The organism is Rhodococcus sp. IEGM1339, from assembly GCF_050321925.1.
Classification (GTDB): Bacteria; Actinomycetota; Actinomycetes; order Mycobacteriales; family Mycobacteriaceae; genus Rhodococcus; species Rhodococcus pyridinivorans.
This window is the reverse complement of sequence record NZ_JBNQFT010000005.1, coordinates 81,144-95,323: the sequence shown is the minus strand read 5'-3', so window position 1 is coordinate 95,323 and position 14,180 is coordinate 81,144. Positions and strand designations below refer to the sequence as shown.

Here is a 14,180-nt window from a genome sequence, read left to right as displayed (position 1 = left end):
GCGACCGCCCACAGTTTAGTGCCCCGGCCCCTCCCACGGGGCCACCGGGACCGGGATCACGGTGGTGCGGGCCGATCCTTCCGCGGGGGCGGGACGATGTCCTGAGGGGGTGCGTCGAGCACACTGCGCTCGATGCCGGGCTGGTTCCGGTGCCGGAAGGCCACCACGGCAGTGCGGACGGTCGGATGGAATCGACCGGCCCCGAAGCGATTCCCCGATTGCATCCGGTGCAACTTGTCCTTGACCGGCCCCTTCATCGCGGCGAAGGCGAGCCGTATCCCCCTGTGGGCGAGGTAGTCGTCGAGACGTTCGAGCTCCTCGACGGCGCTGATATCTAGATCCGTGATCGGTTCGGCCGCGAGTACCACCCACTCGATACGGTCCTCGCGTTCGCGGACGAGTTCACGGACGAACTTCGTGAGGATCACACCGTTCGCGAAGAACAGCGGAGCGTCGAATCGCACGAGCACGAGACCCGGGATGCGGTGGCCCTCGGGATGCCGCTCCCGGTCGTGATATCCGGCGATGTTCTCGAGTTCGACGAGTTCGGTCCGGTGGGGTTGCCAGGCACGCACGATCACGACCGCCAACGACAATGCGATCGCGACGAGTACACCCCTCAACACACCGGCGAGACCGACCGCCACGAATGCGGCGAAGGACAAACAGAATTCGATCTTGTTGACCCGCCACAGGCGACCGAGCCCCTTCGCATCGACGAGCGCACTCGCCGCGGCGATCACGACGGCAGCGAGCGCGGCCTGCGGCAGGTACGCCGTCGCCCCCGGCGCGGCGAGCAGGAAGATCGCGACCGTCACCGCTCCGACGGCACCCGCGAGCTGGGTACGCGCTCCGGCCTGTTCGAGGACGGGAGTGCGACTGCCGCTGCCGCAGATGGGGAATCCGCCCGTCGCACCGGCTGCGATGTTCACCACACCGAGGGCGCGCATCTCGGAACTGCCGTCCACGTCCTCGCCCCGTCGGAGCGCGAACGAGCGCGACAGCACCGCGGTGTCGGCGAACGCGATGACGGCGACCGCGACCGCGGGTGCGAGCAGTTCGATCACGTCTCCCCGTTCGATACCGCCCAGAACGGGCGCGGGGATCCCGGAGGGCAGCGCCCCCACCATCTCCACCCGATCGGTGAGCCCGAACACCTCGACCGCCGCGGAGGCGGCGACCACCGCGACGAGCACCGCGGGTATGCGGGGAACGACCTTCTGCAGCACGAGGATCACAGCGAGGGTGCCGGCGCCGAGGAGAAGTCCGACCGGTTCGACACCGTCCTCGAAGACGTCGTCGACGACGTCGAGAACCTCGGCGACGACACCGGATTCGTCGGCCGAGGTGCCCAGCAGGAGCGGGAGCTGCCCGACGATGACGATGATCGCGATCGCGTTGAGGAAACCGACCCGGATCGGTGTGGAGAGCAGATAGGTCAGGAATCCGAAACGGAGTATCCCCCCGACGAGGAGGATCGCCCCGACGAGGAGGGCGAGCACACCGGCGAGGGCGACCGCACGCTGCGGGTCACCGTCGGCGGCGAGCGGGATCACCGCGGCCGCGATGAGCGGGGCGAGCGCGGAATCCGGTCCGAGCACGAGGATCCGGGACGGACCGACCACCGCGTACACGAGCATCGGCACCACTGTCGCGTAGAGACCGGTGTAGGGCGGCAGTCCCGCCGCCTGGGCATATCCCATGCCGGTGGGGACGAGCAGGGCGCTGAGCGCGAGACCCGCCGTGACGTCGCCCCGCAGCCACCCCCGCCGGTAGGACCGTGCGGTGGCGACACCCGGGAGCCGCCCGAACGCGGCGAGGAGCCACATCAGCCAAGTATCCTCCGCGGCCTCGGCCCGTGGCTGCGACATCGCTCACGCGCACCGACGACGGCGGCCCGGCACCCCCGTAGGGGTACCGGGCCGCCGTGACCGGATCAGGTGGCTGTCACGCCGTCTCGGTGATGGGGCGATCGACCCAGCTCATCAGGTCGCGCAGCTGCTTGCCGACAACCTCGATGCCGTGCTCGGCGTTCTGCTTGCGCAGACCTTCGAGCTCCTTGTTGCCGCCCTCGACGTTGGCGACGAGACGCTTGACGAAGGTGCCGTCCTGGATGTCCTTCAGGATCTCCTTCATGCGCTCCTTGGTGCCGGCGTCGATGACGCGCGGGCCGGAGAGGTAGCCGCCGAACTCCGCGGTGTCGGACACCGAGTAGTTCATGCGGGCGATGCCACCCTCGTACATGAGGTCGACGATGAGCTTGAGCTCGTGGAGAACCTCGAAGTAGGCCATCTCGGGGGCGTAGCCCGCCTCGACCATGACGTCGAAGCCGGTCTTGACGAGCTCCTCGGTGCCACCGCAGAGCACGGCCTGCTCGCCGAAGAGGTCGGTCTCGGTCTCTTCCTTGAAGGTGGTCTTGATGACGCCGGCCCGGGTGCCGCCGATGCCCTTGGCGTAGGACAGCGCGAGCGCCTGGCCCTCACCCTTGGGGTCCTGATGGACGGCGATGAGCGCGGGAACACCCTTGCCGTCGACGAACTGACGACGCACGAGGTGGCCGGGACCCTTGGGGGCGACCATCGCGACGGTCACGTTCTCCGGAGCGGTGATGAGACCGAAGTGGATGTTGAGGCCGTGGCCGAAGAACAGCGCGTCGCCGTCCTTCAGGTTGGGCTCGATGTCGTTGGTGAAGATCGACGCCTGGGCGGTGTCGGGCGCGAGGATCATGATGACGTCGGCCCACTCGGAGACCTCGGCGGGGGTGCCGACGGTGAGACCGGCTTCCTCGGCCTTGGCCCGCGACTTCGAGCCCTCCTTCAGACCGATGCGAACGTCGACGCCCGAGTCGCGCAGGCTCAGCGAGTGCGCGTGTCCCTGACTGCCGTAGCCGATGACGGCGACCTTACGACCCTGGATGATCGACAGGTCGGCATCGTCGTCGTAGAACATCTCGACTGCCACAGTGATTACCTCTTTCAGCAAGTATGGGTGTGTTAAGGCTAACGGGTAGCCGTGATGGACTTCGGACCGCGTCCGACGGCGACGACACCGGACTGGACGATCTCGCGGATTCCGTACGGTTCGAGCACGCGCAACAGCGCGTCGAGCTTGGACCGCGTACCGGTCGCCTCGATGGTCAGCGACTCGGGCGAGACGTCGATCACCTTGGCGCGGAACAGATTCACCGTCTCGATGACCTGGGTGCGTACACTCGCGTCGGCGCGCACCTTGATGAGCACGAGTTCGCGGGCGACGGACGCCTCGTCCTCCTGCTCGACGATCTTGATGACGTTGACGAGCTTGTTGAGCTGCTTGGTGACCTGCTCGAGCGGGAACTCGTCGACGGTCACCACGATCGTCATCCGCGAGATGTCGGGCACCTCGGTGCCACCGACGGCAAGGGATTCGATGTTGAAGCCGCGTCGCGAGAACAGCGATGCGACTCGGGCGAGCACGCCCGGCTTGTCCTCGACGAGAACACTGAGGGTGTGACTCGTGCTCACTTGGTCTCCTCCTGGGCCGCAGCGTTCTCGCTGCGGGTTTCGAGCGCGTCGATGGTCTCGTGGATGACAGCGGGATCGTCGGCAGCGGCGTCGTCGTCGAACAGCGGCCGGATGTCGCGAGCCGCCATGATCTCGTCGTTGCTCGTGCCGGCGGCGACCATCGGCCACACCTGCGCGTCCTTGCCGACGATGAAGTCGATCACGACGGGACGATCGTTGACCTCCTGCGCCCGGCGGATCGCAGGCTCGACGTCTTCCTCGCGCTCGACGCGGATGCCCACGCAGCCGAGGGCCTCGGCGAGCTTGACGAAGTCGGGGATGCGTAGCGAGTGCGTCGCCAGGTCGGTGTTCGAGTATCGCTCCTCGTAGAAAAGGGTCTGCCACTGCCGGACCATGCCGAGATTGCCGTTGTTGATGAGCGCGACCTTGATCGGCACACCCTCGACGGCGCACGTCGCGAGTTCCTGGTTGGTCATCTGGAAGCAGCCGTCGCCGTCGATGGCCCACACCTCGGTGTCGGGGCAACCCATCTTGGCGCCCATCGCGGCGGGCACCGCGTAGCCCATGGTGCCGAGACCACCGGAGTTGAGCCAGGTGCGCGGCTTCTCGTAGTCGACGAACTGCGCCGCCCACATCTGGTGCTGACCGACGCCTGCGCAGTAGATCGCGTCGGGACCGGCGAGCTTACCGACGGCCTGGATGACGTACTGCGGCGACAGGGTGTCGTCGGTGGGACGGTCGTAGCTCAGCGGGTAGGTGCGACGGATGTCGTCGAGGTAGGCCCACCATGCCGTGTAGTCGAGCTTCGTGCCGGTCGCCAGGTCGGCACGGATCGCCTCGAGCAGTTCGACGATGACCTCCTTGCAGTCACCGACGATCGGCACGTCGGCGTGCCGGTTCTTGCCGATCTCCGCCGGGTCGATGTCGGCGTGGATGACCTTGGCGTCGGGCGCGAAGGAGTCCAGCTGACCGGTGACGCGGTCGTCGAAGCGGGCACCGAGGGTGATGAGCAGGTCACTCTTCTGCAGTGCGGCCACCGCGGCGACGTTGCCGTGCATGCCGGGCATGCCGCAGTGCAGGTTGTGGCTGTCGGGGAACGCACCGCGGGCCATGAGCGTCGTAACGACCGGGATGCCGGTCAGCTCGGCGAGCTCGAGCAGCTCGGCCGACGCCTCGGCCTTGATGACACCGCCGCCGACGTACAGCACCGGGTTCTTCGCGTCGGCGATCAGTCGCGCGGCCTCGCGGACCTGCTTGCCGTGCGGCTTCGTCACCGGGCGGTAGCCGGGCAGGTGCATCTCCGGCGGCCAGCTGAAGGTGGTCTGTGCCTGGAGGATGTCCTTGGGGATGTCGACGAGGACCGCGCCCGGTCGGCCCGAGGAGGCGAGGTAGAACGCCTCGGCCAGGATGCGCGGGATGTCGGCGCCGTCGGTGACCAGGAAGTTGTGCTTCGTGATCGGCATCGTGATGCCGGAGATGTCGGCTTCCTGGAAGGCGTCGGTGCCGATGAGCGGGCGACCGACCTGGCCGGTGATCGCGACGAGGGGCACGGAGTCCATCTGCGCGTCGGCGAGCGGGGTGACGAGGTTCGTCGCGCCCGGACCGGAAGTGGCCATGCACACGCCGACCTTGCCGGTGGCCTGGGCGTAACCGGTGGCAGCGTGCCCGGCGCCCTGCTCGTGACGGACGAGCACGTGGCGCACGCGCCGCGAATCGAAGATCGGGTCGTAGACGGGCAGGATCGCGCCGCCGGGAATGCCGAATACCGTGTCGACCTCGAGTTCCTCGAGTGCGCGGACCACCGACTGGGCGCCGGTGACCCGCTCGGGGGCGACCTGGCGTCGATTGGCGGGCTGCGTCGCGGCAGCTGCGGGAGTCGGGGTGGCGGACCCCGGCTTTCGCGGCGAGGGTTGAGGCCGTGCGGTTGGTGCGCTCACTGCGAATTCCTCTGATTCTGGCTCCGGGCAACAAAAAACCCTCGTCAGCAAGTCTGCTGTACGAGGGTGGCGCGTCGTGGGCGAGTTGCGAAATGCGGCTCAGGCGACGACGCGCCGGCCGATTACGAGCAACCCATTCTGATTCACGCGCTCGACGGTAGGCGCATGGTGTCCAGACAGTCAACTTGGTGCGGTCCACTGTCCCAGAATGTGAGATGCCGCGGCTGCAGTGCGAAGATGTAGAGGTGTCATCTTCCCAGCAGCCCGTGCCACCGCCCCCATCATCCCACACGCCCGATTCGACGACGCAGGTCATCCAGATCTCGCGACTGTCCTTCCTCGCGTGCGCTCTGCTGTTCCTCGCCCTCGCCTCCCCCGCGCTGGCGTGGCCGGAGGCCTTCGCATGGACGCTGATCATCCCGTTCCTCGTCGCCGCCTGGGTCGTGCGGGTACGCACCGTCGTCGGCCCCGAGGGCATCGTCGCGCGAGCGACCTTCAAGACGACGAACCTGAAGTGGGACGAACTCGACGGCCTCCGGTTCCCGAAGCGGGGCTGGGCCCGCGCACGGCTCACCGACGGCAGCGAGGTCGCACTGCCGGTCGTCACCTTCGGCCGGCTGCCGCAGCTGTCGGAGGCCAGCGGAGGCCGCATCACCGATCCGTACGCGGCTGCACAGCTCGCCGAGGAGAAGGCATACCGCGAGAAGGCGGCCGCCGAAGCCGGTCCGGATGCCGAAACCACCGACGACGCAGTCACCGTCGAGAAGAAGGGGGACCGCTCCTCCTGATCCTCGCGACCGGGTGCGAATAGAGGCATCCGGAAGCACGCGAGTAGATTCGTCGGTGCCGTTGCCCGGATCCGCCCAGCCCGGCGCCCGGACGCGGCCCGGCCGATTGCGCACCAGCCACCGTCAAGGAAGTCAGCCCATGCCCCCGTTGAGGTCACGCACCACCACCGTCGGACGAAACGCCGCGGGAGCGCGCTCCCTGTGGCGCGCCACCGGCCTGACCGATTCCGACTTCGGCAAGCCGATCGTCGCCATCGCGAACTCCTACACGCAGTTCGTACCCGGTCACGTCCACCTCAAGGACGTCGGTGAGATCGTCGCGAAGGCCGTGCGCGAAGCGGGCGGCGTGGCGCGCGAGTTCCACACCATCGCAGTCGACGACGGCATCGCCATGGGCCACGGCGGCATGCTCTACTCGCTGCCGAGCCGCGAGATCATCGCCGACTCCGTCGAATACATGGTCAACGCGCACACCGCCGATGCACTGGTGTGTATCTCGAACTGCGACAAGATCACCCCGGGCATGCTCAATGCCGCGATGCGCCTGAACATCCCGACGGTCTTCGTCTCCGGTGGTCCGATGGAGGCCGGCAAGGCGGTCGTCGTCAACGGTGTCGCGCAGGCCCCCACCGACCTCATCACCGCCATCTCGGCCTCCGCCAGCGAGGCCGTCGACGACGCGGGACTCGACGAGGTCGAGCGCAGCGCGTGCCCGACCTGCGGTTCGTGCTCGGGCATGTTCACCGCAAACTCGATGAACTGCCTCACCGAGGCTCTCGGTCTCGCGCTGCCCGGCAACGGTTCGACCCTCGCCACCCACGAGGCGCGACGCGCACTGTTCGAGACCGCCGGCCGGACGATCGTCGAGGCCGCCCTGCGCTACTACCGCGACGACGACGAGTCGGTGCTTCCGCGCAACATCGCCACCCCGGCCGCCTTCCGCAACGCAATGGCGCTCGACGTCGCCATGGGTGGTTCCACCAACACCGTGCTGCACACCCTCGCCGCCGCGCAGGAGGGTGAGGTCGACTTCGATCTCACCACCATCGACGAGATCAGCCGCCGGGTGCCCTGCCTGGCGAAGGTCTCCCCGAACTCCGACTACCACATGGAGGACGTGCACCGCGCCGGCGGAATCCCCGCCATCCTCGGCGAGCTGCGCCGCGGTGGTCTGCTCGAGACCGACGTCTCCACGGTCCACACGAAGAGCTTCGACGAGTGGCTCGACACCTGGGACATCCGTTCCGGCAAGGCGTCCGAGACGGCCCTCGAACTGTTCCACGCCGCACCGGGCGGTGTGCGCACCACCGAACCGTTCTCGACGGACAACCGCTGGTCGTCGCTCGACACCGATGCCGCGAACGGTTGCATCCGCGACATCGAGCACGCCTACACCGTCGAGGGCGGCTTGTGCGTGCTGCGCGGCAATCTCGCACCGGACGGCGCGATCCTCAAGACCGCCGGTATCGACGAGGATCTGTTCCACTTCGAGGGCCCGGCCTACGTCGTCGAGTCGCAGGAGGAGGCCGTCTCGGTCATCCTCGGCAAGAAGATCAAGGCCGGCGACGTCGTCGTCGTCCGCTACGAGGGCCCGGCCGGCGGCCCCGGCATGCAGGAGATGCTGCACCCGACCTCCTTCCTCAAGGGCATCGGTCTGGGCAAGGTGTGTGCCCTGATCACCGACGGTCGCTTCTCGGGCGGCACCTCCGGTCTGTCCATCGGGCACGTCTCCCCCGAGGCCGCGTCCGGTGGTGTGATCGGCCTGATCGAGCAGGGCGACCGGATCCGCATCGACGTCGCGACCCGCACCCTCGAGGTGCTCGTCGAGGACGAGGTGCTCGCGGATCGTCGCGCGAAGATGGAGGCCTCCGAGCGTCCGTGGCAGCCCGTCGACCGTGAGCGCACGGTCTCGAAGGCACTGCGCGCCTACGCCGCTCTGGCGACCTCCGCCGACAAGGGTGCCGTCCGGCGCGTGCCGTAACACTTCGCGACAGCAGGAACGAGGGCTCCGCGATCATCCCGATCGCGGGGCCCTCGCCTGGTGTCCGTCCTTCGTATGTCAGCGTCCGAAGATCCACAGGCACACGCCGGCCGCCACACCCATCAGCAGCACGACGAACGAGCCCAGGAACGGACGCGTCGCCCAGCCGCGTCGTCCGTCGATCGCGATGCGTCCCGGTCCGGTGAGGGTGATCGTCACCGCGCAGGCGACGAGGAGGGCCTCGAACTCGAAGCCCGACGATTCGGCGGCGAAGAACTGGACGCCCGGCTCGAGTTCGTGTTTGAACAGCACCGCGTTGACCATGATGGCCACGATCGCAGCAGCGGCGAACGGAGTGAGCAGACCCAGGACGAGCAGTCCTCCGGCCGCGATCTCACCGACCGCGCCGACGATCGCGAGCACGGCGGGCTGCTGGTACCCCGCGTCGCGCAGCAACGACTCGAAACCGTCGAGACCCGGGCCGTTCCACAGACCCACCAGCTTCTGCAGTCCGTGTGCGACGAGGATCGCCCCGACCGCCGCGCGCAGGACGAACAATCCGAGGTCGAGCGTCCCGCGGCGCACCTTCGGGGTCTGCTCGCCGACGGCCACCGCGCCGCCCGCATCCGCACCGAATACCGGCTCCGGCCGGTACATCTGCTCGGTGGGAGCGGCGTAGGCGTCGGTGCCGAGGGGCGTTCCCCCGGCCCCGAAGTCGTCGTCCGATCCGAGATACGACTCGCGTGGTCGGTGCATCTCGAGTGTGTGCTCGTCGGGCTGGTTTCCGTAGGAACTCGAACCCGCGTCCGGTATGCCATCGTTCTTGTTGTCGGCCACGCTCCCAGCCTAGGCCCGTGACTGCCCCCACACCCGGCATCCGCGGGTGCGCGCGTCGTGCCGGTAACGTTTGCGGCATGACACGGGGTACGCGGTGGACGGGTTCGTGGGGCGTACGTGCGGCAGCGGCGGCGCTCGCCGTGGGAGTCCTCGCCGTCCCGTCCTGCGCCCGCTTCGACGACTCCGCATCGAGCCCGTTCACTCCCGAACCCACCTTCGATCCGGGACCGGGCGTCGGGCCCCAGGACCCCACCGAGACGACCACGCCGAGCGCCTCCCCCAAGCCTCCGGGGCCGTGTGTCGATCCCGACCCGTCCGTGATCGCGACCTGCCTCGACGTCACCGGCGGCCTGGTGACGATGCCCGACGGCAACTCCGCGCTCGTCACCGAGCGCCGGACGGGTCGGATACTGCAGGTCGCGCCGGAGACCGAGCCGGTGGAGATCGCGACGATCCCGGTCGACGGATCCGGGGACGGTGGGCTCCTGGACGTGGCACTCTCCCCCACCTTCGCCGAGGACCGACTGCTCTACGCCTACATCACCACGGCCTCGGACAACCGCGTGGTCCGCATCGCCGCGGGCGACACTCCCAAGGACGTGCTGACGGGAATCCCGCGCGGCGCGACGGGCAATTCCGGCGCCATCGAATTCGTCTCGCCCACCGAGCTCGCCGTCCTGACCGGCGACGCCGGAAACGCAGCGGCCGCAAACGATCCGAACGTCCTGTCCGGCAAGCTCCTGAACCTGCCGCTCCCGGCACCCGGCGCAGCACCCACTCCCTCGGTGATGCTGTCGGGGATCGGCACCGCGGGCGATGTGTGCCGCGATCCGAACGGCAACCTGTGGATCACCGACCGCACTCCCCTCGAGGACCGGCTCCAACGGGTCGGGGTCGACGGCTCGACCGGCACCGGCCCGGCCTGGACGTGGCCCGAGCGGCCCGGTGTCGCCGGGTGCGCGGCGGCTCCCGACGGGATCGCGATCTCGCTCACCGACGCGAAGGCCGTCGCGGTCGTCGCTACCGATCCGGGGACCGGCGCGGTCACGGCGTCCCCCGTCCTCGCGGCGGAGGACCGCTACGGCATGCTGCGCGGCGCCTCTTCGTCGCCCGACGGCCTGCTGTGGGTCTCGACGGTCAACAAGTCCGGCGCCGAACCGGGACCGAACGACGACCGCGTCATCCGCATCCAGTTCCCGGCCGGTGGCGGCGGATTCGACTGATCATGCCCGCCCCGGTGTCTCCGCCGCAGCGGGGTGGTGGAGCAGCCCCGCGAGCATCGGGAGGACGAGGACGGTGACGGCGCCCGCCGCCACGAGGATCGACGCGCTCGCGTTCGTCATCTGATCGGCACTCACCGCGACGCCGGTGACCGCGACGATCAGTGGCAGACCTGTAGTGGAGTACAGGGCGATCTGCAGTTGTTCGGCGGTTCCGAACATGCGGTTGCCGGTCTCGTCGCGTTCGAGGCGCGATGCGACGAACACCGGTACACCCCTCACCAGGACGAGCAGTCCGAGGAATGCCAGCAGGATACCCGGGGCACTCGCAACGGCACCGACGTCGATCGCCATGCCCGAGGTGACGAAGAAGATCGGGATGAGGAAGCCGTATCCGAGACCGTCGAGCTTCTTCTCGAGCCGCTCGTCGCCCGCCGGGATCGTGCGGCGCAGGATGAAGCCGGCCGCGAAGGCCCCGAGAATGATGTCGAGATCGAAGACGGCGGCGACGGCGATGAGTCCGACGAGCAGCAACATTGTCAGGCGCACCGGGATCTGGGCGGTGGTGTCGGAGCCGAGCCGGACGAACTGGGTGAACCGTGAGCCCTCCCCCAGGATCCAGGTCGGCAGCACGGCGACGGCGACGGCCACGACCGCGAACGCCAGCAGGACGATCAGCGAGCCGAGTGCGCCGCGCGCACCGAGCAGGGTTGCCATGGCCACAACGGGCAGCAGCTCTCCGAACGCACCGTGATTGAGCACCGACCGTCCGAGTGGGGTCGCGACGAGCCCGCGGTCGGCGAGGATCGGCAGGAGCGTCCCCAGCGCTGTGGATGTCAGGGCGATCGCCACGGCAATCTCGGCGTGCACCTGGCCGACCGCTCCCAGGGCGGCGACGGTACCGAGCGCCAACAGCATGCACACGCACCAGGTGAGCATCGCGCGGCGCCCACCCCGCCCGCGCAACTCGGCGGGGTCGATCTCGTATCCGGCGAGCAGGAAGAGCATCCCCAGGCCGAGTTCGCGCAGGATGCCGATCTCGCTGCCCGCCTCCGCGAGGTCGAACGCGTAGGGGCCGATGAGGACACCGGCCACCAGCAGCAGCACGACCTCGGGCACCAGCCGACGCGGGACGGCGCCGGCGATCAGCGGTGCCAGCACCGCCGCGACGGCGATCCAGAACAGCGAGGTGGCGACAGCAGCGTCCATGCGCCGCTACTCTAGCCGCGCAAGATCAACTGCACGCAGCGATGACGAGTTCCTTCACGCGCGCCGGATCGGCCTGTCCGCGAGTGGCCTTCATGACGTCGCCGACGATCTTGCCGGCCGCCTGGACCTTGCCGGAGCGGATCTTGTCGGCGATGTCGGGGTTGGCGGCCAGCGCAGCGTCGACCGCGGCCTGCAGCGCCGAATCGTCGCGCACGACCTCGAGACCGCGAGCGGCGACCACCTCGTCGGGCTCGCCCTCACCGGCGAGCACACCGTCGACGACCTGACGGGCGAGCTTGTTCGTCAGCTTGCCGTCGGCCACCAGCGCGATGACGCGGGCGACCTGTTCGGGTGTGATAGGAAGTTCGGCGAGTTCGACACCGCGGGTGTTGGCCTGCTGGGCCAGGTAGGCGACCCACCACGAGCGGGCCTCCGAGGCGGGGGCGCCGGCCTCGGTGGTCGCGATGACGAGGTCGAGCGCTCCGGCGTTGACGAGGTCGCGCATCTCCTCGTCGGAGACACCCCAGTCGGCCTGGATGCGGGCGCGGCGCAGCCACGGCAGCTCGGGCAGCGTCGCGCGCAGCTCTTCGACCCAGGCGGCGTCGGGCGCGATCGGCTCGAGGTCGGGCTCCGGGAAGTAGCGGTAGTCCTCGGCGGTCTCCTTGCGGCGACCGGGCGAGGTGGTGCCGTCGGCCTCCTGGAAGTGCCGGGTCTCCTGGATCACCTCACCACCGGAGACCAGTACGGCCGCCTGGCGCCGCATCTCGTAGCGCACGGCCACCTCGACGGACTTGAGAGAGTTGACGTTCTTCGTCTCGGTGCGGGTACCGAACTCCTTCGCGCCGATGGGCATCAGCGAGATGTTCGCGTCGCACCGCATCGAACCCTGGTCCATGCGGACGTCGGAGACGTCGAGTGCCTCGAGCAGGTCGCGCAGGGCGGTGACGTAGGCGCGGGCGACCTCGGGGGCGCGCTCGCCGGCACCGACGATCGGCTTGGTGACGATCTCGACGAGCGGCACACCGGCGCGGTTGTAGTCGAGAAGCGAGTGGCTCGCACCGTGGATGCGACCGGTGGCGCCACCGACGTGCAGCGACTTGCCGGTGTCCTCCTCCATGTGCGCGCGCTCGATGTCGACCCGCCAGGTGGTGCCGTCATCGAGTACGACATCGAGATATCCGTCGGTGGCGATCGGCTCGTCGTACTGCGAAATCTGGTAGTTCTTCGGCTGATCCGGGTAGAAGTAGTTCTTACGCGCGAAGCGACCCCACGGGGTGATCGAGCAGTTCAGCGCGAGGCCGATGCGGATCGCGGACTCGACCGCGGCCTGGTTGACGACGGGCAGCGCCCCCGGCAGACCGAGGCAGACCGGACACACCTGCGTGTTGGGCTCGGCGCCGAAGGTGGTCGGGCAGCCGCAGAACATCTTGGTGGCGGTGTGCAGCTCGACGTGCACCTCCATGCCCATCACGGGCTCGAACTTCGCGAGCACGTCGTCGTAGGCGAGCAGGTCAGCGGACACGGAGGCAGTCATGGTGTCGATTTTAGACGGCGCCGACAGTGCCGACGCGCCGCCTCACCCGAACAGGATCCGCATCTCCTGATAGCGCTCGTCGGGCACGTACTTCGGTTCGGCGAGCTCGTCGAAATCGACCCGAGCGATGTCGGTGCCGTGCAGCGCGACCATGCGCCCCCAATCCTCCTCGGCGACGAGATCGGTCACCGCCATGCCGAGTCGCGTGGCGAGCACCCGGTCGAATGCCGTGGGGACACCGCCCCGTTGGATGTGACCGAGCACCGTCGCGCGGGCCTCGACGCCGGTGTGCTTCTCGATGAGCGGCGCGAGCACCTCCGCGATACCGCCGAGACGCGGCCGGTCGAATCCGTCGAGCCCCTTGGTGGAGTACGCCTCCTCCATCTCGGGCAGTGTGAAGCCCTCAGCGACGACAACCATCGGCGAACGCCCGCGGTCGCGGACGCTGGTCACCCACTCACAGATCTGTTCGAGGCTCTCGGGGTGTTCAGGGATGAGGATGGCGTGTGCACCACCGGCAGTACCCGCGTGCAATGCGATCCATCCGGCGTGCCGGCCCATGACCTCGAGCACCATGCACCGCTTGTGGGAGTTGCCGGTGGTGCGGAGACGGTCGATCGCCACCGTCGCGATCTCGACGGCCGTGTCGAAACCGAAGGTGTAGTCGGTGTGGCTGAGGTCGTTGTCGATCGTCTTCGGCACACCGACGATGCGGATCCCTTCACCGAACAGTCGCTTCGAGGCGGCAGCGGTGCCCTCTCCCCCGATGGCGATCACCGCGTCGATCCCGAGGCGGCCGAGGGTCTTCTGGATGTTCTGTGCCCCACCGTCGGGTCCCTGGTACGGACCGAACCGGCTCGTGCCGAGGATCGTGCCACCCTGCTGGGCGAGACCGCGAACACGGCTGCGGTCCAACGGGATCACATCGCCCTCGACGAGACCGCGCCAGCCGTCGAGGAATCCGACGAACTCCTGTCCGTGGACCTCGGTGCCCTTGAGCACCGCACCGCGGATGACCGCGTTGAGCCCGGGGCAGTCCCCGCCACTGGTGAGAATTCCGATCCTCGTCACGCACTACCTCCCGTCGCATGGTTCCGTACCGCACGGACCGATACCGCCCGGACCGCTGCTGCATTGCCATCCTGCCCGTTCACCGGCGCGACGGCAGCCC

At 68.6% G+C, this 14,180-nt stretch carries 11 protein-coding genes; 3 read left to right on the top strand and 8 right to left on the bottom strand.

Going from position 1 to position 14,180, the window contains the following annotated elements; all coding sequences use genetic code 11:
- Window positions 1–56 precede the first annotated feature (56 nt).
- The 4 genes from ACQR3U_RS08450 to ACQR3U_RS08435 all read right to left on the bottom strand — a co-directional run bounded on the left by ACQR3U_RS08450 (window position 57) and on the right by ACQR3U_RS08435 (window position 5,440).
- Window positions 57–1,829 (bottom strand): SulP family inorganic anion transporter, encoded by a 1,773-nt coding sequence (locus ACQR3U_RS08450; protein WP_006554533.1) that lies wholly within the window; start codon window positions 1,827–1,829, stop codon window positions 57–59.
- Between the two features lie 118 nt (window positions 1,830–1,947).
- Window positions 1,948–2,949 carry a ketol-acid reductoisomerase gene (gene ilvC / locus ACQR3U_RS08445; RefSeq protein ID WP_170318577.1) on the bottom strand — a complete coding sequence of 334 codons (1,002 nt, stop codon included), beginning with the start codon at window positions 2,947–2,949 and terminating at the stop codon, window positions 1,948–1,950.
- A gap of 50 nt (window positions 2,950–2,999) precedes the next feature.
- A complete protein-coding gene (ilvN, locus tag ACQR3U_RS08440; protein WP_230810328.1) occupies window positions 3,000–3,503 on the bottom strand; it encodes an acetolactate synthase small subunit in 504 nt (167 codons plus the stop codon).
- On the bottom strand, window positions 3,500–5,440 hold the full coding sequence (locus ACQR3U_RS08435) for an acetolactate synthase large subunit (protein WP_024101384.1): 1,941 nt from the start codon (window positions 5,438–5,440) through the stop codon (window positions 3,500–3,502). Before ACQR3U_RS08435 ends, ilvN begins: the two co-directional genes overlap by 4 nt.
- Before the next feature lie 266 nt (window positions 5,441–5,706).
- Here ACQR3U_RS08435 and ACQR3U_RS08430 point away from each other — a divergent pair, with 266 nt between their 5' ends.
- Entirely contained in the window at window positions 5,707–6,228 is a 522-nt protein-coding gene (locus tag ACQR3U_RS08430; RefSeq protein ID WP_006554537.1) for a PH domain-containing protein, read from the top strand.
- Between the two features lie 139 nt (window positions 6,229–6,367).
- Entirely contained in the window at window positions 6,368–8,209 is a 1,842-nt protein-coding gene (gene ilvD / locus ACQR3U_RS08425; RefSeq protein WP_024101385.1) for a dihydroxy-acid dehydratase, read from the top strand.
- Window positions 8,210–8,287: 78 nt separating this feature from the next.
- On the opposite strand, the gene ACQR3U_RS08420 is transcribed toward ilvD, so the two are convergent.
- On the bottom strand, window positions 8,288–9,046 hold the full coding sequence (locus ACQR3U_RS08420) for a DoxX family protein (RefSeq protein WP_230810327.1): 759 nt from the start codon (window positions 9,044–9,046) through the stop codon (window positions 8,288–8,290).
- 77 nt (window positions 9,047–9,123) lie between these two features.
- Here ACQR3U_RS08420 and ACQR3U_RS08415 point away from each other — a divergent pair, with 77 nt between their 5' ends.
- Window positions 9,124–10,269, top strand: coding sequence for a PQQ-dependent sugar dehydrogenase (locus ACQR3U_RS08415; protein ID WP_059380771.1), 1,146 nt, complete (start codon window positions 9,124–9,126; stop codon window positions 10,267–10,269).
- Here ACQR3U_RS08415 and ACQR3U_RS08410 read toward each other — a convergent pair whose 3' ends face one another.
- From ACQR3U_RS08410 to ACQR3U_RS08400, 3 genes are read right to left on the bottom strand one after another with little or no spacing between them, the layout of a single operon-like run.
- Window positions 10,270–11,475, bottom strand: coding sequence for a cation:proton antiporter (locus ACQR3U_RS08410; protein WP_230810326.1), 1,206 nt, complete (start codon window positions 11,473–11,475; stop codon window positions 10,270–10,272). It lies immediately after the preceding gene.
- Between the two features lie 25 nt (window positions 11,476–11,500).
- Window positions 11,501–13,009 (bottom strand): Asp-tRNA(Asn)/Glu-tRNA(Gln) amidotransferase subunit GatB, encoded by a 1,509-nt coding sequence (gene gatB, locus ACQR3U_RS08405; protein WP_006554542.1) that lies wholly within the window; start codon window positions 13,007–13,009, stop codon window positions 11,501–11,503.
- A gap of 42 nt (window positions 13,010–13,051) precedes the next feature.
- Window positions 13,052–14,080, bottom strand: coding sequence for a 6-phosphofructokinase (locus tag ACQR3U_RS08400; RefSeq protein ID WP_024101390.1), 1,029 nt, complete (start codon window positions 14,078–14,080; stop codon window positions 13,052–13,054).
- Window positions 14,081–14,180 lie beyond the last annotated feature (100 nt).

Coding starts and splice junctions, on each gene's coding strand:
- ACQR3U_RS08450 (WP_006554533.1), bottom strand. CDS start 1,829: ATGTGGCTCCTCGCCGCGTTCGGGCGGCTCCCGGGTGTCGCCACCGCA.
- ilvC (WP_170318577.1), bottom strand. CDS start 2,949: ATGTTCTACGACGACGATGCCGACCTGTCGATCATCCAGGGTCGTAAG.
- ilvD (WP_024101385.1), top strand. CDS start 6,368: ATGCCCCCGTTGAGGTCACGCACCACCACCGTCGGACGAAACGCCGCG.
- ACQR3U_RS08415 (WP_059380771.1), top strand. CDS start 9,124: ATGACACGGGGTACGCGGTGGACGGGTTCGTGGGGCGTACGTGCGGCA.
- ACQR3U_RS08410 (WP_230810326.1), bottom strand. CDS start 11,475: ATGGACGCTGCTGTCGCCACCTCGCTGTTCTGGATCGCCGTCGCGGCG.
- gatB (WP_006554542.1), bottom strand. CDS start 13,009: ATGACTGCCTCCGTGTCCGCTGACCTGCTCGCCTACGACGACGTGCTC.